This is a genomic window from Streptomyces sp. ACA25 (assembly GCF_028200735.1).
Classification (GTDB): domain Bacteria; phylum Actinomycetota; class Actinomycetes; order Streptomycetales; family Streptomycetaceae; genus Streptomyces.
Genome location: NZ_JAQKPV010000008.1, coordinates 81,642 through 97,039 on the forward strand (window position 1 = coordinate 81,642; position 15,398 = coordinate 97,039).

Annotated in this window: 9 protein-coding genes and 2 pseudogenes; 5 read left to right on the forward strand and 6 right to left on the reverse strand. The window is 67.7% G+C overall.

Features of this window, described 5'->3' with window-relative positions; translation table 11 throughout:
- Positions 1-69: 69 nt before the first annotated feature.
- The gene (pglW, locus tag PJ985_RS14220; RefSeq protein WP_271684110.1) at positions 70-4,761 is read left to right on the forward strand and encodes a BREX system serine/threonine kinase PglW; all 4,692 of its coding nucleotides are present in this window, start codon (positions 70-72) and stop codon (positions 4,759-4,761) included.
- Entirely contained in the window at positions 4,758-8,384 is a 3,627-nt protein-coding gene (gene pglX / locus PJ985_RS14225; RefSeq protein ID WP_271684111.1) for a BREX-2 system adenine-specific DNA-methyltransferase PglX, read from the forward strand. The genes pglW and pglX overlap by 4 nt, the downstream gene beginning before the upstream one ends.
- A 59-nt stretch (positions 8,385-8,443) precedes the next feature.
- Here the strand turns inward: pglX and PJ985_RS14230 are convergent, their stop codons facing one another.
- The 6 genes from PJ985_RS14230 to PJ985_RS14255 form a co-directional block, all read right to left on the reverse strand.
- Complete coding sequence (locus PJ985_RS14230; protein ID WP_271684112.1) at positions 8,444-8,653, reverse strand: DUF397 domain-containing protein; 210 nt, start codon at positions 8,651-8,653, stop codon at positions 8,444-8,446.
- Positions 8,635-9,477 carry a helix-turn-helix domain-containing protein gene (locus PJ985_RS14235; RefSeq protein ID WP_271684243.1) on the reverse strand — a complete coding sequence of 281 codons (843 nt, stop codon included), beginning with the start codon at positions 9,475-9,477 and terminating at the stop codon, positions 8,635-8,637. The genes PJ985_RS14230 and PJ985_RS14235 overlap by 19 nt, the downstream gene beginning before the upstream one ends.
- Before the next feature lie 368 nt (positions 9,478-9,845).
- Positions 9,846-10,055, reverse strand: coding sequence for a DUF397 domain-containing protein (locus PJ985_RS14240; protein WP_271684113.1), 210 nt, complete (start codon positions 10,053-10,055; stop codon positions 9,846-9,848).
- Entirely contained in the window at positions 10,037-10,879 is an 843-nt protein-coding gene (locus PJ985_RS14245; RefSeq protein ID WP_271684114.1) for a DUF5753 domain-containing protein, read from the reverse strand. The genes PJ985_RS14240 and PJ985_RS14245 overlap by 19 nt, the downstream gene beginning before the upstream one ends.
- Before the next feature lie 252 nt (positions 10,880-11,131).
- Positions 11,132-12,313, reverse strand: coding sequence for a methyltransferase domain-containing protein (locus PJ985_RS14250; RefSeq protein WP_271684115.1), 1,182 nt, complete (start codon positions 12,311-12,313; stop codon positions 11,132-11,134).
- Positions 12,314-12,316: 3 nt separating this feature from the next.
- Entirely contained in the window at positions 12,317-12,454 is a 138-nt protein-coding gene (locus PJ985_RS14255; protein ID WP_271684116.1) for a hypothetical protein, read from the reverse strand.
- A 304-nt stretch (positions 12,455-12,758) separates the two neighbouring features.
- On the opposite strand from PJ985_RS14255, the gene PJ985_RS14260 reads away from it, so the two are divergent.
- The 3 genes and pseudogenes from PJ985_RS14260 (at position 12,759) to PJ985_RS14270 (ending at position 15,233) form a co-directional block, all read left to right on the forward strand.
- Entirely contained in the window at positions 12,759-13,964 is a 1,206-nt protein-coding gene (locus tag PJ985_RS14260) for a helix-turn-helix domain-containing protein (RefSeq protein ID WP_271684117.1), read from the forward strand.
- 62 nt (positions 13,965-14,026) lie between these two features.
- Positions 14,027-14,611: pseudogene (locus tag PJ985_RS14265) on the forward strand (transposase); the annotation flags it as partial.
- A 68-nt stretch (positions 14,612-14,679) separates the two neighbouring features.
- Positions 14,680-15,233, forward strand: a pseudogene (locus PJ985_RS14270) (GNAT family N-acetyltransferase).
- The last annotated feature ends 165 nt before the right edge of the window (positions 15,234-15,398 follow it).

The window sequence follows — 15,398 nt, forward strand, 5'->3', positions numbered from 1 at the left end:
GCTGGGGACAGCGCGCACTGCCGAGGGCGGACCGGCACTCGACACGGCAGCAAGAGGGCGGGACGACGCATGCGGGAAGGCCGGTGGACCGCGGTCACCGAGTCCGAGTTCGACCATGAGCACCGCGGCCTGGAGGCCATCCGGAAGAGGCTGCCGGACGCCGAGCCCTGGCGGGCGTGGTCGAACTTCACCTTCACCGCGCACACCGGTCATGTCCGGGAGGTGGATCTCCTGGTCGTCGCTCCTGGCGGCGTGTACATGATCGAGCTGAAGGACTGGCACGGCTCCGTAACCGGGGAGAACGGCACCTGGATCCAGACGACACCCGGCGGCCGCCGTCGCCCGCACGGCAATCCGCTCCATCTGGTCAACAAGAAGGCCAAGGAGTTAGCCTCCCTGCTCGGCAGCCACGGCCGACGGGTGTGGGTCGGTGAGGCGGTGTGCTTCACCGACGACGGTCTGCGGGTCCGTCTCCCCGCCCACGACCAGAACGGCGTGTACACCGTCGACGGGCTGGTCGCCATGCTCGGGGAGCCGCCGCGCGACGAGCGGCGCCGCATCGCGGGCACCGCCTCCCGGGAGATCAAGGGGGCGCTCGACCGGATCGGGATCCGGCGCAGCGAGGCCGAGTACAAGGTGGGGCCCTACCAACTGGAGCGGAAGTCCTTCGACTCCGGTTCCACGTGGGCCGACTACCGGGCGGAGCACAGCGAGCTCCCCGAGGTGGCCCGGGTGCGGGTGTATCTGAGCGAGCGGGGGTCGGACAGGTCGATCCGGAAGTCGGTGGAGGACGCCGCCCGCCGGGAGGCCGCCGTGCTCCAGCGGTTCCGGCACCCGGGTGTGGTCCAGCTCAAGCAGTATTTCCCGTCCGGCCACACCGCCGGCCCCGCGCTGATCTTCGACTACGACCGGGAAACGCTGCGCCTCGACGAGTACCTGCTCCAGCACGGTACGGGGCTGGACATCCTCGGCCGGATGGCGCTGGTCCGCCAGCTCGCCGAGACGATGCGGTCCGCGCATTCCAGCCGCATCCACCACCGGGCGCTGGCCGCCCGGTCCGTGCACGTGATCCCCGGCCCCAGGAGCCGCCGAGGACAGGCAGCCGGTGCGGAAGCGGCCTGGCTCACTCCGCGCCTGGAGATCTCTGACTGGCAGATCGCCACCCAGCGGGCCGCCGGGAGCGGCAGCGGCCGGAGCGGCGCGCCCCGCTTCGCTCCGACGGCCCTGTCGACGAGACACCTGCCGGAGAGCACGGACCCCTATCTCGGCCCGGAGCTGAAGGCCCCGCACGCCGACCCGGTGTCGCTGGACGTGTACGGCCTCGGCGTGCTCACCTACCTGCTGGTGACCGGCAGGCCACCGGCGGCAAGCCAGGCGGAGCTGCTGGCCCGGCTCGAAGCCGGCGAGGGCCTGCGTCCCAGCTCCCTGGTGGACGGCCTGTCCCAGGACATCGACGAGCTGGTGCAGGCGGCGACCGCCTACCGGCCGGGGCAGCGGCTGTCGTCGGTGGACGAGTTCCTGGAGATGCTGGAGGTCGTCGAGGAAGACCTGACCGCGCCGGCCTCCGCGCCCGAAGGCGAGCACCCGGCGGTCCCCGACAAGGACCCGCTGGAGGCGGTCGCCGGGGACGTGCTCGGCGGGCGCTGGGAGGTGCGCCGCCGCCTGGGCACCGGCTCCACCAGCCGGGCGTTCCTCGTCCGTGACCTGGAGGCGGAGGCACGGAAGACCCGGCCGCTGGCCGTGCTGAAGGTGGCGCTGTCCGACAGCCGGGGCGAGGTACTCGACCGCGAGGCCGAGGTGATGGGGCGGCTGCGCCCCGACTCCCGGGTGATCCGGCTGGTCGAGCCGGAGCCGCAGCGCATCGCGGGCCGCACCGTGCTGGTCCTGGAGTACGTGGGTGACGAGCGCGACACCGGCGACAAGCCGGCCGGTGCCGAGTCCGGCGCCCCCTCGCGGACGCGCCGCCGGGACGAAACCGTCGCGCGCCAACTGCGGGAACGCGGCCGGCTCCAGATGGACCAACTGGAGGCGTACGGGGACTACTTGTTCGGCGCCGTCGACTTCCTGGAGGGCGAGAGCGTCTGGCACCGCGACATCAAGCCGGACAACATCGCGATCCGCATCCGCCCCAACCGCACCCGCGAACTCGTCCTCATAGATTTCTCGTTGGCGGGCTATCCGGCGAAGGACCACGACGCCGGGACCGAGGGGTACCTCGACCCGTTCATCGGCACCGTGACCCGCTCGGCGTACGACTCGCACGCCGAGCGCTACGCCGTCGCGGTCACCCTGCACCAGATGGCCTCGGGCGAGCTGCCGAAGTGGGGCGACGGCTCGGTGCCGCCCCGGATGACCGACCGGGGCGAGTTCCCCTTCCCGGTGATAGCGGCGGACGCCTTCGAACCCGCCGTGCGGGACGGCCTGGTGGCCTTCTTCCAGAAGGCCCTGCACCGGGACGCGTCGCGGCGCTTCCCCGAGCTGAAGCCCATGCGGGACGCCTGGAAGCGGATCTTCCTGGACGCCTCGCAGGCCCCGCCGTCGTCCCACCGGTCGCGGCACTCCGAGCCGGTGCCCGCCGAGGCACCCGGGAGCGCAGAGGCCGCCGCCGGGGCCGAGCGGCCGGCCATCGCGGACGCCGAGCCGCTGACCGCCGACGAGCAGCGTGAGCACCTGGCGGAGCAGGTCACCCGGGACACGCACCTGTCCGCCGCCGGGCTCACCCCGGCCGCCGAGTCCTTCCTTTACGGCCTGGGCATCACCACGGTCGGCGGCCTGCTCGACTACAGCCGCAGCAAACTCCTCAACGCACCGGGTCTGGGCACCAAGACGCGCGGCGAGATCCAGCGCCGCCAGCGCCAGTGGGGAAAGCTGCTGCGCGAGTCGCCGCTCTCCCCGCTCACGCCGAAGGCCCGCGCGGAGGCGAAGGAGGAGTTCGCGCAGCTCACCGGCACCGAGTCGGCGGTCGCGGGCGCGGTCGCCGTGCGGGAGGGCACGGCCGGTCTGAGCGAGTCCGCGCTGCGCTCGGTCAGCCTGGACGCCCTGGCCACCATCTTCGTGCCGGAGCTGAACAACAACCGCTCCAACAGCAGCAAGGTCGAGACGGTCCGGCTGCTGCTGCGCCTGCCCGATGAGCACGGTGAGCTTCCCGGCATCGGGGTCTGGCCCAAGCAGAAGGACGTGGCCGAGGCTCTCGGCCTGTCCACCGGCCGCATCCCGCAACTGCTGAAGGAGGAGCGCCAGCGCTGGAAGAAGCACCCGGCGGTCCAATCGCTGCGCGAGGAGATCATCGGCCTGCTGGCCGGGCTGGGCCGGGTCGCCTCCGCCGTCGAGATCGCCGACGCCCTGTCCGTGCGCCGGGGCACGCAACTGCCGGGCCGCGAGCAGCGGCGCGCGCTGGCCCTCGCCGCGGTGCGCGCCGTCGTGGAGGTGGAGCAGCTCCAGCCGGACGAGGCGGAGTTCCAGCACCAGGCCAACCGCAGGGCGACGGAGGAGGCGCTGGCCGCCGGCCTGCTCGCGCTGGACGTGCGGGACGGTGACGGCCCGGACACCCCGACCGGTCCGGCCCTGCTCCACTACGCGTCCCGCCTGGGCACCACCGCCGACCGGCTGGCCGGCCTGGAAACCCTGCCGACCGCCACCACCGTCCTGGGCGACCTGGGGGCACTGACCCCGCCGCCCGGCCTGGTCGAGTGGGACGAGCGGCGCCTCGTCGAGCTGGCCGCCGCTGCTTCGGCGAACGCGGCGGCCACGCCCCGCCTGGAGATCTATCCCCGAAACCTGCCGCTGGTGCGGGCGCTGCGCCTCACGCAGGCCGGGCTGGTGCGGCTCACCCCCAACTTCCCCGAGTCCCGGCAGCCGGGGCTGACGCCGGGCGAGGTCCACGAGCGGGTGCGGGCCCGCTTCCCGGAGCTCGTCGTACCGGACGGCCGGGGCTCGACCACGCGGGAGCTGCCGACCGGCGGCCGTCTGACGAAGGCCCTGCGCGACGCCGGTTTCGAACTCACCCTGTCGACCCGGGAAGAGTCCAGGACGCTGCGCTACCTGCCCACCCGCATGGACAGCGCCTCCAGCTACCTGACGAGCGCAGTCTCCCGCCGCTCCACCGACCTGGGCGCCGTGACCCGCTACGCGGACGACCCGCTGCTGGCGGGCGCGGTCCGGGCGGACGAACGGCTCACCGCCTCCGCCCGGCGGGACGGCTACCGGGTGCTGACGGTGCACCACGGCCGCACGTCCGAGGCCGTACGGGAGCTGTCGGCCGGCCGCATCGGCGCCCGGCCCGTGTCGGTGACCGCCCTGTTCCTGGACGCCCTGCGCGATCTGGTCCCGCCGGGCACGAAGCCCACCTGGGAAACCCTGCTCAAGGCGGACGTGGCCGAGCCGGGCACCCGCGGCGCGTCGAAGTTCACCGAGTACACCCGCACCGCCTGGGGCACGGTCGAACCCCGGGTGCGTGAACTCCTGGCGCCGGAGGCCGGGCCGGGCCCGGTGCTGCTGACGGAGGTCGCCGCCTTCGCCCGGTACGACGCCATGGGCGTCCTGGACCGGCTGGCGGACGCCGCCCGGCAGGGCGGACGCGGCCTGTGGCTGCTGGTGCCGCAGCCCGACCCGGCACGCGAACCCAGGCTCGGGCAGGTCGCGGTGGCGTACCAGGCGGGCCTGGGCGAATGGATTGAGCTTCCGGACTCCTGGGTGCGCAACGCCCACCGGTCCGGCGTGATCGACCTGCACAGCAGCAGAACCGAGGGAGACACCAAGTGATCCACCGCAAGAACCTGTTAGACGACCTGAAGCGGCAGGTCAAAGCGGTGGAGACGGACCTCGCCCAGCAGGTGAGGGCCCTCGGCGAGGTCGGCACCCGGCTGCGCACCGAGCACGAGCGGGCCCGCAAACTGGGCCGCACGGCGGCCACCTGGAACTCCTGGCTGGACGAGCGGGTCACGCAGGTCGCCGTGGCCTGGGTGCTGGGCACGGTCTTCGTCCGCTTCAGCGAGGACAACCGCCTCATCCCCGAGCCTTACCTGACGGCCCCGGAGGCCGACCGCCGCGACCTGGCCCTCGCCCGGTTCGAGGAGTATGTCGCGAAGTCCGAGGACCCGACGTACCGGGGGTGGCTGGAGCGGGCCTTCGAGGAGCTGGGCGCCGGCCAGGCGGGCCGGCTGCTGTTCGACCGGCGGCACAACCCGCTGTACCAGATCCCGCTGTCCCACGACGGCGCCCGGGACCTCGTCGACTTCTGGCGCACCCGGGACGAGGCGGGCGCGCTCGTCCACGACTTCACCGACCCGCTGGAGGAGGACGGCGACGGCACCCGCGGCTGGGACACCCGCTTCCTCGGCGACCTGTACCAGGACCTCAGCGAAGCCGCCCGCAAGACGTACGCGCTGCTCCAGACCCCCGAGTTCGTCGAGGAGTTCATCCTCGACCGGGCCATGGACCCGGCGGTCCGCGAGTTCGGCTACGACGGCCTGAAGATGATCGACCCGACCTGCGGGTCCGGCCACTTCGTCCTGGGCGCGTTCCGCCGCCTGGTCCGCCTGTGGGACAAGGACCAGCCCGGACGCGACCTGCACGAACGCATACGCGCCGCCCTGGACTCCGTGCACGGCGTCGACCTCAACCCCTTCGCGGTGGCCATCGCCCGCTTCCGGCTCTTGGTCGCCGCGATGGCGGCCAGCGGCGTGCGCACGCTCGCCGAGGCCGGGAAGTACGAATGGCCGATACACCTGGCGGTCGGCGACTCCCTCATCAAGCACCGGAACAAGCAGGGCAACCTCTTCGACGACTCCAAAGAGGAAGGCGCCGACGAACTCGCCGACTTCAAGTACGACACCGAAGACGTCCACGAGCACCCGGACATCCTGAGTAAGGGCCGCTACCACGTCGTCGTGGGCAACCCGCCGTACATCACGGTCAAGGACAAGAAGCTCAACACGCTGTACCGGGAGCTGTACGACGCCTGCGCGGGAACGTACGCGCTGTCGGTGCCGTTCGCCCAGCGGTTCTTCGAGCTGGCGAAGGTGGGGGAAGCGGAGAGCGGGCGCGGATACGGCATGGTCGGCCAGATCACGGCGAACTCGTTCATGAAGCGGGAGTTCGGCACCCGACTGATCGAGACGTACTTCGGGCACGAGGTGGAGTTGACCGAGGTCATCGACACCTCGGGGGCATACATCCCTGGGCATGGAACGCCGACAGTGATCCTGGTGGGACGCCCGCGAGCCGGCGGCCACAGGTCAGAGACCATCCGCACGGTGCGAAGCATCCAGGGCGAGCCTTCGGCGCCACAAAGCGCCGAGGACGGTCTTGTCTGGAGTGCGATCGTGGCCCAGATCGAAGAGCCGGGATCAATCGGCCAGTGGATTTCAGTTGACGACCTAGAACGCACACACCATTTCGGGAAGCAGCCGTGGATTTTGACCGATGGCGGTCTGGAGATGGTGGACCTGTTGACCGTCAATTCCGAGATGCGGTTAGCACAGGTCGCTGAAGAAATCGGAGCGGGCGCAGTGACACGCGAAGATGATGCCTACATGATTGGCTCCGGCGCTCTCCGGAGACACCGCATCCCATCAACCCATCAGCGGCCCTTGATTGAGGGAGGAGAGGTACGAGACTACCTAGTTAATAGCCCCGTTCAATCCCTCTGGCCATACAACTCCGAGACACTCGACGCTGACGCACCGAAAGCCGCACAGCAACTTCTCTGGCCATCGCGAGTTTATCTGCGAGAACGCGTAGCTTTCGGAAAGACACAAATTGAGCGCAATCTCACATGGTTCGAGTACTCAATGTTTTTCAGGTCACGATACAAGGCACCGCTGCGCATTGCATTCCCCTTCGTCTCCACACACAATCACTTTTCTCTTAGTCGACATGAACACGTGTTCATCCGCACCGCTCCGGTGATCAAGCTGCGGGAGGGGGCGAGTGAGGAGGAGCACCTGCAACTGCTCGGGCTCCTCAACAGCTCCATCGCTTGCTTCTGGCTCAAAATGGTCAGCCACAGCAAGGGCACTGAAGGACATCAATCGGGGATCAAGACAGAACTTTGGGAGCAATTTTACGAGTTCACTGGCACCAAACTTCAACAGTTTCCCCTTCCTGTCTCCTATCCCACCGTACTCGCTTCCGCCCTGGAGAGAGCAGCCAGCGAACTCGCCTCGAACAGCCCTTCCAGTCTGGTCGCCAAGACCACACCCACTCTCGCTTCCCTACGCGAGGCCAACACTGCATGGCGTTCTGTCCGAGCACGCATGACTGCACTCCAAGAGGAGCTGGACTGGCAGGTTTACTCTCTCTATGACCTTCACTCCGAAGGTCTGCACACCTCCAATGAGCCCGAGTCCGTAAATATTCCCGAACTCTTCTTCGGAGAACGGGCCTTCGAGATTTCACTCGCGCGTCGAGTGGCGGCAGGCGAAGCCAGTAACGAATGGTTCAAGCGGCACAACTCCACCCCCATCACCGATATCCCGCAACACTGGCCTTCCACCTACCGCGAGATAGTGCAAAAGCGGATCGACGCTATTGAGTCATCCCAAGCTATCGGCATGATCGAGCGACCGGAGTACAAACGACGGTGGGCCACGGAAGGATGGGACTCGCTTCAGGGGAAGGCGCTACGATCGTGGCTGCTCGACCGAATCGAGAACCGGGCTCACTGGTTCGATGAGAACGAGATGCCTACGCTCGTCACGCTGTCACGGCTCACCGACAACCTGTCGCGTGACGAGGATTTCTCTTCTGTCGCCAAAATCTACGACCCGCGCAAGGACCTGCCCGCTGTTGTGGCTGAGTTGATGAGTGTCGAGCATGTACCGTTCCTGGCTGCGCTGCGCTACAAGCCGTCCGGCCTGAAGAAGCGCGCGGACTGGGAGCACGTCTGGGACCTCCAGCGGCAGGAGGACGCCGCGCCGGACGAGCCAGCGAAGCGCAAGATCCGGGACACCATCCCCGTGCCTCCGAAGTACACCTCAGCGGACTTCCTGCGCCCCTCTTACTGGCGAGCACGCGGCAAGCTGGACGTGCCCAAGGAGCGCTTCATCTCCTACGGGCAGACCAACGCGGCCACACCGCAGCTCTACGGCTGGGCAGGTTGGGACCACCGGGAACAGGCAGTCGCGCTCGACACCTACATCGCCACTCACGAGGCGTTGACGACGGAAGAGGTCACACCGCTCCTGGCCGGGCTGCTGGAACTCCAACCATGGCTTGACCAGTGGCACAACGAGCCCGATCCGGTCTTCGCACCAACACCTGCCAAGTTTTTCGAAGGCGACCGGCAGATGGAACAAGGCAAGCATGGACTGACCGACGAAGACCTACGCGCCTGGCGTCCCACCGCCACCGCCCGGGGACGCCGCGGCAGTAGCACGACGTAGCCGGCCGGAGGTGCCAGCGGCCCCGCCACCTGTCGATCGCGGGGCCGCTGGCACGTAGTTCAAGCGCTCAAGTCACCGGCCTTAAGACCCTCGACGAAAGAAGACCACTTCCCCGCCGGGAACACAAGGACGGAGCAGTCCGCAATCTTGCTGTCCCGCACCGGGACAACGGCAAGGAAGTCGTCAGAGACTTCGATGCAAGCACCACCGTCAGAGTTGCTGTACGAGCTCTTGCGCCAGGTCGCAACACTCACATCGATGATTCGCACGAGACTTCCTCCAACATGCGCAGAATGAGCTTCCGCGACTCAGCCGGGGGCAGTGCCAAGTCGCGCACTGCATCGTAGGCACCCTGCAGCTTCTCAACCGCAGCAGCCTCCTCGATCAGTTCACCCCTGTGTGCGTTCTCGGTGTACGCCACGGTACGCCCCAGCGGGAGACGTAGGAACCACAAGTCTGTGCTGTCGAGCCCATAGGGTCCAGCACTGAAGGGGAGTACCTGCACCGCAATGTTCGGCCGCTCTGCCACTTCTGCCAAGCTCTCCAACTGCGTTCGCCACGCACCTGCGTCGAGCAACCCTGTCCGCAAGACCGCTTCGGAGATGATCGTCCGGAAGCGCGGTGCACACTCCCCCTCCAGCAGCTCCCGACGCCCCACGCGTGCCTTGATCTGCTGCTCCAGCTCCTTACCCTTCAAACCACCGGCCGCCAGGACTTCACGGGCGTACCCCGATGTCTGCACCAGCCCAGGCAGCACGCTCACCGCGAAGTGCCACAGGCTGACCGCCTCAGCCTCCAGCGCCATATAGCGCCGGTACTGCTCGCGGAACTGCGTGTGGTCCCCCGCCGCCAACTCCCACAGCACCAGCAGCAGCCCCGGTGTCTCGTAATAGGTGTCAAGGGCCTGAGCGACCTTCGGGCCGCCCAGCGTCTCGCCCTTCTCCATCTTCCCGAACAACGACCAGTCCCAGCCCAATCGTTCACCGAGCTGCCGCAGACTCAACCTGCGCTCAGCCCGCAGCCTCCGCACCTCCTCAGCGAAGCGCTGACGTGGTTCCTGACTGCGCCCGGTGATGACACGTCGCTGCGGCATGCCGCTCCCCTCCGAGCTGTTGACACTGATCGGTGTGGAAGGCACGAAGCCAAGATCGTGCGGCATGACAGCACTGCCAGCACACGGCACCCACCACCTAACCGTTACACCCAACGCACGCAGAGTAGTACTGTCGAGCGGCCGGGACAGGAAGGTGTGCGAGAAGCACTCGAAAGGGGCAGCTCAAGGTCAGGGGCGCAGAACACGGCCGTCGAAGCTGTCTGCGACAAGAGATCCGTAGGCGACGAGTCCACCGTCCGGTACCTCCCCAACTCGATGGCGAAGTAAGTACCAGCATCAAGACACCGACAACGGGACGCACCCCTGGTCCCGCGATCTTGCGATGGCGGGACCACGGGTGCGTTCAGTCAGGCCGTCAGGTGATCGCTCTTGACTGCCGAAACGAACGAGGACCACCCAGTGGATGGGAAAACGAGCGCCGAGCCGGACGGGACCTTGCTGTCCCGCACGGGGACGACAGACGCGAAGTCGTCAGAGACCTCGACGCACTCGCCGCCGTCTTGATTGCTGTAGGTGCTCTTGCGCCAGGTTGCGGCGCTCATGTCGATGGGTCGCACGGCACTTCCTCCAACATCGCCAGAATGAACTTCTGCGACTCAGCTGGGGACAACGCCAGGTCGCGCATCGCATCGTACGCACGCTGCAGAAGCTCAACCAGAGCGTTCTCCTCGATGAGATCGCCTCGGTAGCCGTTCTCCGTGTAGGCCACCGTACGTGCGTCCATCAGCCGCAGAAACATGACGGTCGCGTTGGTCAGCCCGTGCAGCCCAGCGTCCAAGGGCAGGACCTGCAGTGTCACATTCGGTCGCTCCGCGACATCGGCAACATGCTCCAACTGCTTGCGCCACTCCGCCGGGTCCCGCAGGGGCGAGCGCAGCACCGCCTCGGACAGAATGGTCCGGAAAGGTGGCGCGTTCTCCCCTTCCAAGAGCTCTCGGCGTCCCATCCGGGCCTCGACCTGCTGTTCCAGCTCCTTGCCCTTCAACCCTCCGGCCGCCAGCACCTCACGCGCGTACCCCCGCGTCTGCAGCATCCCCGGCAGCACGCTCACCGCGAAATGCCACAAGCTCGTCGCCTCGGCCTCCAGCGCCATGTAGCGCCGGTACTGCTCGCGGAACTGCGTGTGGTCCCCGGCCGCCAGCTCCCACAGCACGAGCAGCAGACCCGGCGTCTCGTAGTAGGTGTCGAGAGCCTGGGCCACTTCCGGGCCGCCCAGCGTCTCGCCCTTCTCCATCTTCCCGAACAACGACCAGTCCCAGCCCAGCCGCACACCGAGCTGCCTCAGACTCAACCTGCGCTCGGCCCGTAGCCTCCGCAGCTCCTCAGCGAAGCGCTGACGTGGCTCCTGGCTGCGGCCGGTGATGATGCGTCGCTGTGGCATACCGCTCCCCTCCGAGCTACTGAGTGTGCAGGGTGCGGCACCGAGTCCGTGCGACGCGGCAGGACTGCCCGCCCCTACCGCTGGTGCCGCCCGACCGACGCCTCACCGTCACACCTGATGCACGCACCGTATTCCGGCGCGCGCAGGCCGGGACAGGGAACGACCTCAGAACACATCGAAAGGATGACCGCCACGACGACAGGGGCCGCCTGTGCCGAGGCGTCACAGGAGTTGCCCACGACCTGGCGGAAGTCAGAGGGTGCGGGCCGGCACGGGGTGTTCCGGGCTGTCGAGCCAGACAGTGTGCGAGCCGTCTGCTGCCACGGTGAGCCCGAACCGTGCAAAGTCGGGACGGCCCTGCCGGTCCCACCGCCGCCAGGCGGCTTCCAACTCCTCCCACAGCTTCCGGGGTCCCGCCTGCCTCACGGAGTACTCCGCGCTGCCCTTCCGGTAGTCCGCCGTGGCCCAGCTCGTCACGCCCGTGTCGTGCAGCCAGAGCCGGTAGGCGCCCGCATCAAGCGACTGCACCCGGCAGAAGAGGTCGGGCACCTGAACACCGATGGCGAACATATGAATCCAGTCGCCCACCTCATCCGGGGAGAGTGCCGTCGTGCTCGGAACGCCGCCTGCGGGCCATTCCCGGTCGCCGGTGTAGGCGCTGCGGGGCGGCAGGCTCTTGCGCTGCTCCCGCAGCCGCATGAAGGCGGACGACCCGACGAAGGGACCGGATGCCGTGCCGTCATCGCCGACCGTCAGGCGGGCGACGGCTTCGCCACCGTAGACCGGTCCCCACGGCGCGACGATCACGCCGCCGGGCCTGGTCTGCGCGATCCACGATTCCGGGACACGGCCGATCGAGCACGTGGCGATCACGCGATCGTAAGGCGCGCCGTCCGGGTACCCCTCAGCTCCGTCCGCCACCACGGTTTCCGGGGCGTATCCGGCGCCGTGCAGACGTTCCGAAGCTTCAAGGGCGAGGTATTCGTCCACCTCAACAGTCACGACTTGTTCCGAACCGAGCCGTTCGGAGAGCAGCGCGGCATTCCATCCGGTTCCCGTACCGATCTCCATCACTCGCTGCCCGTCCGCCACGCTCAGTGCGTCGAGCATCGAGAACACCATGGTCGGCATGGAATTGGAACAGGACGGCGTACGGCCCCTGCCGGGACCGGTATACGTGCCGTCATCCCATTGGGTGGTGAGCGGCGCGTCCCGGTATACCGCCTCCCACCACGCGACAGGTTCCTCGGAGCGGATCACCCGGTCGCTCTGCCGGTTCATTCCGGCCCGTCCGGGCCAGATGACGTCGGGCACGAACAGATGACGGGGAACGGCCTGATAGGCGGGAAGCCACGCACGGGTGAGCGCGCCCTTGTCGATGAGTGCGGAGGCCAGGCGCTGACGACCGACCTCCGCTTCGTGCTGTTCGGTCATCCTTCAGCGACCGTCCGCCGGGCCCTGGCCGTCGTTGGTGTTGCCACCTTCGTCGGACCCTCCGCCACCGTGCTTGTTCCCGCTGTCGCTGTCGTCCTGCGGGTTGCCGCCGTTGGCCCTCAGAACCCACCACTGCTTCATGCTGAACCTCCTTGATTGATGGTGCCGGATGAACACCGCCCCGGCCCAGACCATCTGAGCCACAACCGGTGCGGAACTCGGCGAAGTTGTGCGTGTTGCGACCCTGACCCGTATCCGTCGCCATGGGTGCTTGCCGGCTGCCCGCTTTCCGCCGGGCTGCCACCATGCTGGGACTACCTCCAGCGGGGAAGCGGGAGATCATCCGGTAGCCGAGCGTGAGCCCATCTACCTCTCTACTCTTCCGTCTCGGAGAGCAGCGGCACAGTGGCCCGCTGTAGGCCAACTGTCGGCCACAATGGGGAGCATGAGCGGTATCGGGGCCAACATCAGGCGCCTTCGCGAAGCTCGCGGGTGGAGTCAGGCGCGACTGGCACGCGAGGTATGCCGCCTGGCAGGACTCAGCGGAGCACCGATCGGGCGGCAAGAGATCAGCCGGTACGAGACGGGGAAACGGACTCCGCGTGAGTGGTTGCCGTTCCTGGCCGACGCTCTCGGCGCGGACGTGGGAGACATCAGGAGGCCGCAGAACGCTCCGGAACCAGCCATGCCGACGCCGGCTGACTTCCTTCCCGCTGGTGATCCACTGGCCCCTCTCCGTGCCCGTACAGGCCGCCGCATCGGTGCCGACACGGTGGTCGACCTCGGCCGGCGTGTACACGGTTTACGGCTCGCCGATGACGTCATTGCCGGCGGAGATCTGATTCGCCCCGCGCTGCGGGAACTCCGCGTCGCGGTCAAGCTGTACCGGGAAGCTAGCTACAGCGATGCAGTCGGGCGTGCATTGCTCGTGCAGGTCGGCGAGCTGGCGCAGATCGCTGGTTGGATTGCCTCGGACGCCGGCCAGTACGGCGAGGCAGAAAGGATCTACCGCACAGGGATCAGTGCAGCGAGGCAGGCAGCAGACCTTACGTTGGCCGGGAATCTCGCCGGCTCGCTTGCCTATCAGTACAGCAACACCGGCCGTGAGGATGAGGGCGTGGCTCTGGCACGAGCCGCTGTTCACGATGCCGGGCAGAATGCGCCGGCGAAGGCACGTGCCCTCTACCACGATCGCGTGGCATGGGCGCACACAAAGCGAGGCGAAGCACAACTGGCCATGCGCGCACTCGGTGAGGCTGCCGACGCCTTGGCGGAGGACAGGCCCGGTAGTGAAGCGCCCAGCTACCTCTATTGGGTGGACACAGGAGAGCTTCGCGTCATGGAAGCTCGCGTACACACGGAGCTGCGCCGCCCCTTGCGCGCTGTCCCTTTACTGCGTGATGTTATGAGCAACTACGAACCCACGCACACACGCGAACTCGCCCTGTATCTGTCGTGGCTCGCCGTTGCCCTCGCTGACGCGAACGAGCCAGAAGAGGCAGCACGAACAGCCGAGCGGGTAATTACCCTGGCATCGACGGTAGCGTCCGAACGGACAGCGGAACGGGTTCAGGCAGTTCTGTGCCGGTTGGAAGAGTTCTCGGGCACACCGGAAGTCGCCTCAATCCTGACCCTGCAGCAAGCACTATGAGAACAGGTGCATGCATTCCGTGGAGCAATGCTCAAGACCTGTGGACTAGCCCGGGAGGAGGCACGGGTGAGCGCAAGCGGTTCTCCTCGGCGCTTCTCCGCCCTGGTGCCGCAAGTCCCCGAACATCGGTGAGGCGCTGCCCCTGCTCTACCTGCATGGTCTGTCTTCGGGTGACTTCGTGCCCGCGCTGGAGCATTTCCTCGGCAGCTCGGCGGGCCTCTCACCGGCGACGGTCACGCGGCTCACCCAGCAGTGGCAGGTCGATCACCAGGCGTTTGGCCAGCGTGATCTGTCCGGCAGCGACTACGTCTACATGTGGGCCGACGGCATCCACCTGCGCATAAGAAGATCACCGACGACACACGGATGAACTGCTCGGGTTCTACGACTTCCCCGCCGAGCACTGGATCCACCTGCCCACCACGAACTCCATCGAGTCCACCTTCGCAACGGTTCGGCTCCGCACGAAGGTCACGCAGGTCACCGGCAGCGCGGCCGCCGCCTTGGCCATGATCTTCAAGCTGGCGGATTCCGCCCAGCAGCGGTGGCGAGCGGTGAACGCACCCCCCCTCGTCGCACTTGTCCGTGCCGGGGCCGACTTCGAGCGGGGCGTTCTGGTCGAGCGATCCGCCGACCGCGCGGCATGATCACCACCGGCTGCCGCCGACCGGAAATCCGGTGGCAGGCCCGGCCCGCCCGTGGTGAGGATCGCGGCATATTCCACTTCCTGGAGACCGACCGGCTCGTCCTGCGCGCCTTCACAGCGGCCGACACCGACCATCTGCTCGCCCTGGACAACGAACCCGAGGTCATGCGCTTCATCAACGGTGGCCGTCCCACCAGTCGCGAGGCGATCGAGACGCGGGTCCTGCCGAGGCTCCTGCCCGTGCTGGGAGGCCCGCGGTTACTGGGCCGCGCAGGAGAAGACCACCGGCACCTTCCTGGGCTGGTTCGAGTTCCGGCCGTTGGGGGAGCACAGCCCCGCCGTGGTCGAACTCGGCTACCGGCTGAACCAGGCGGCATGGGGGCGCGGCTACGCCACCGAGGGGTCCCGGGCCCTGATCCACAAGGGGTTCACGGACCTGGGAGTCGAGCGGGTCACAGCGAACACGATGGCCGTCAACACCCGTTCCCGTCGCGTTATGGAGAAGTCGGGCCTGTCCTTCGTCCGGAACTTCACCGGGGACTGGGCCGGAGGCGATCGAGGGCTCCGAGCACGGTGAGGTCGAGTACGAACTCAGCCGGATCGAGTGGGAACGGCCTCGGTAGACGTCAACGACCCAGTCCACAACTCTGCTGGCGTCAGCCGGTCTACTGAATCCGCACACAGCCCGCCAATACCACCATACTGCCCAGATATGCACCCCGCCCCGTCGGCAGCTTGTGGTCGTCGACGGCGTCCACGTTGGCTACAGCGCGCTTCGTAAAGGGCCC

What these genes read in the sequence shown, in the direction of transcription:
- pglW (WP_271684110.1), top strand. Translation starts at nt 70, where the DNA reads ATGCGGGAAGGCCGGTGGACCGCGGTCACCGAGTCCGAGTTCGACCAT.
- PJ985_RS14235 (WP_271684243.1), bottom strand. Translation starts at nt 9,477, where the DNA reads ATGCCGCAGCGACGTGTCATCACCGGGCGCAGTCAGGAACCACGTCAG.
- PJ985_RS14245 (WP_271684114.1), bottom strand. Translation starts at nt 10,879, where the DNA reads ATGCCACAGCGACGCATCATCACCGGCCGCAGCCAGGAGCCACGTCAG.
- PJ985_RS14250 (WP_271684115.1), bottom strand. Translation starts at nt 12,313, where the DNA reads ATGACCGAACAGCACGAAGCGGAGGTCGGTCGTCAGCGCCTGGCCTCC.
- PJ985_RS14255 (WP_271684116.1), bottom strand. Translation starts at nt 12,454, where the DNA reads ATGAAGCAGTGGTGGGTTCTGAGGGCCAACGGCGGCAACCCGCAGGAC.
- PJ985_RS14260 (WP_271684117.1), top strand. Translation starts at nt 12,759, where the DNA reads ATGAGCGGTATCGGGGCCAACATCAGGCGCCTTCGCGAAGCTCGCGGG.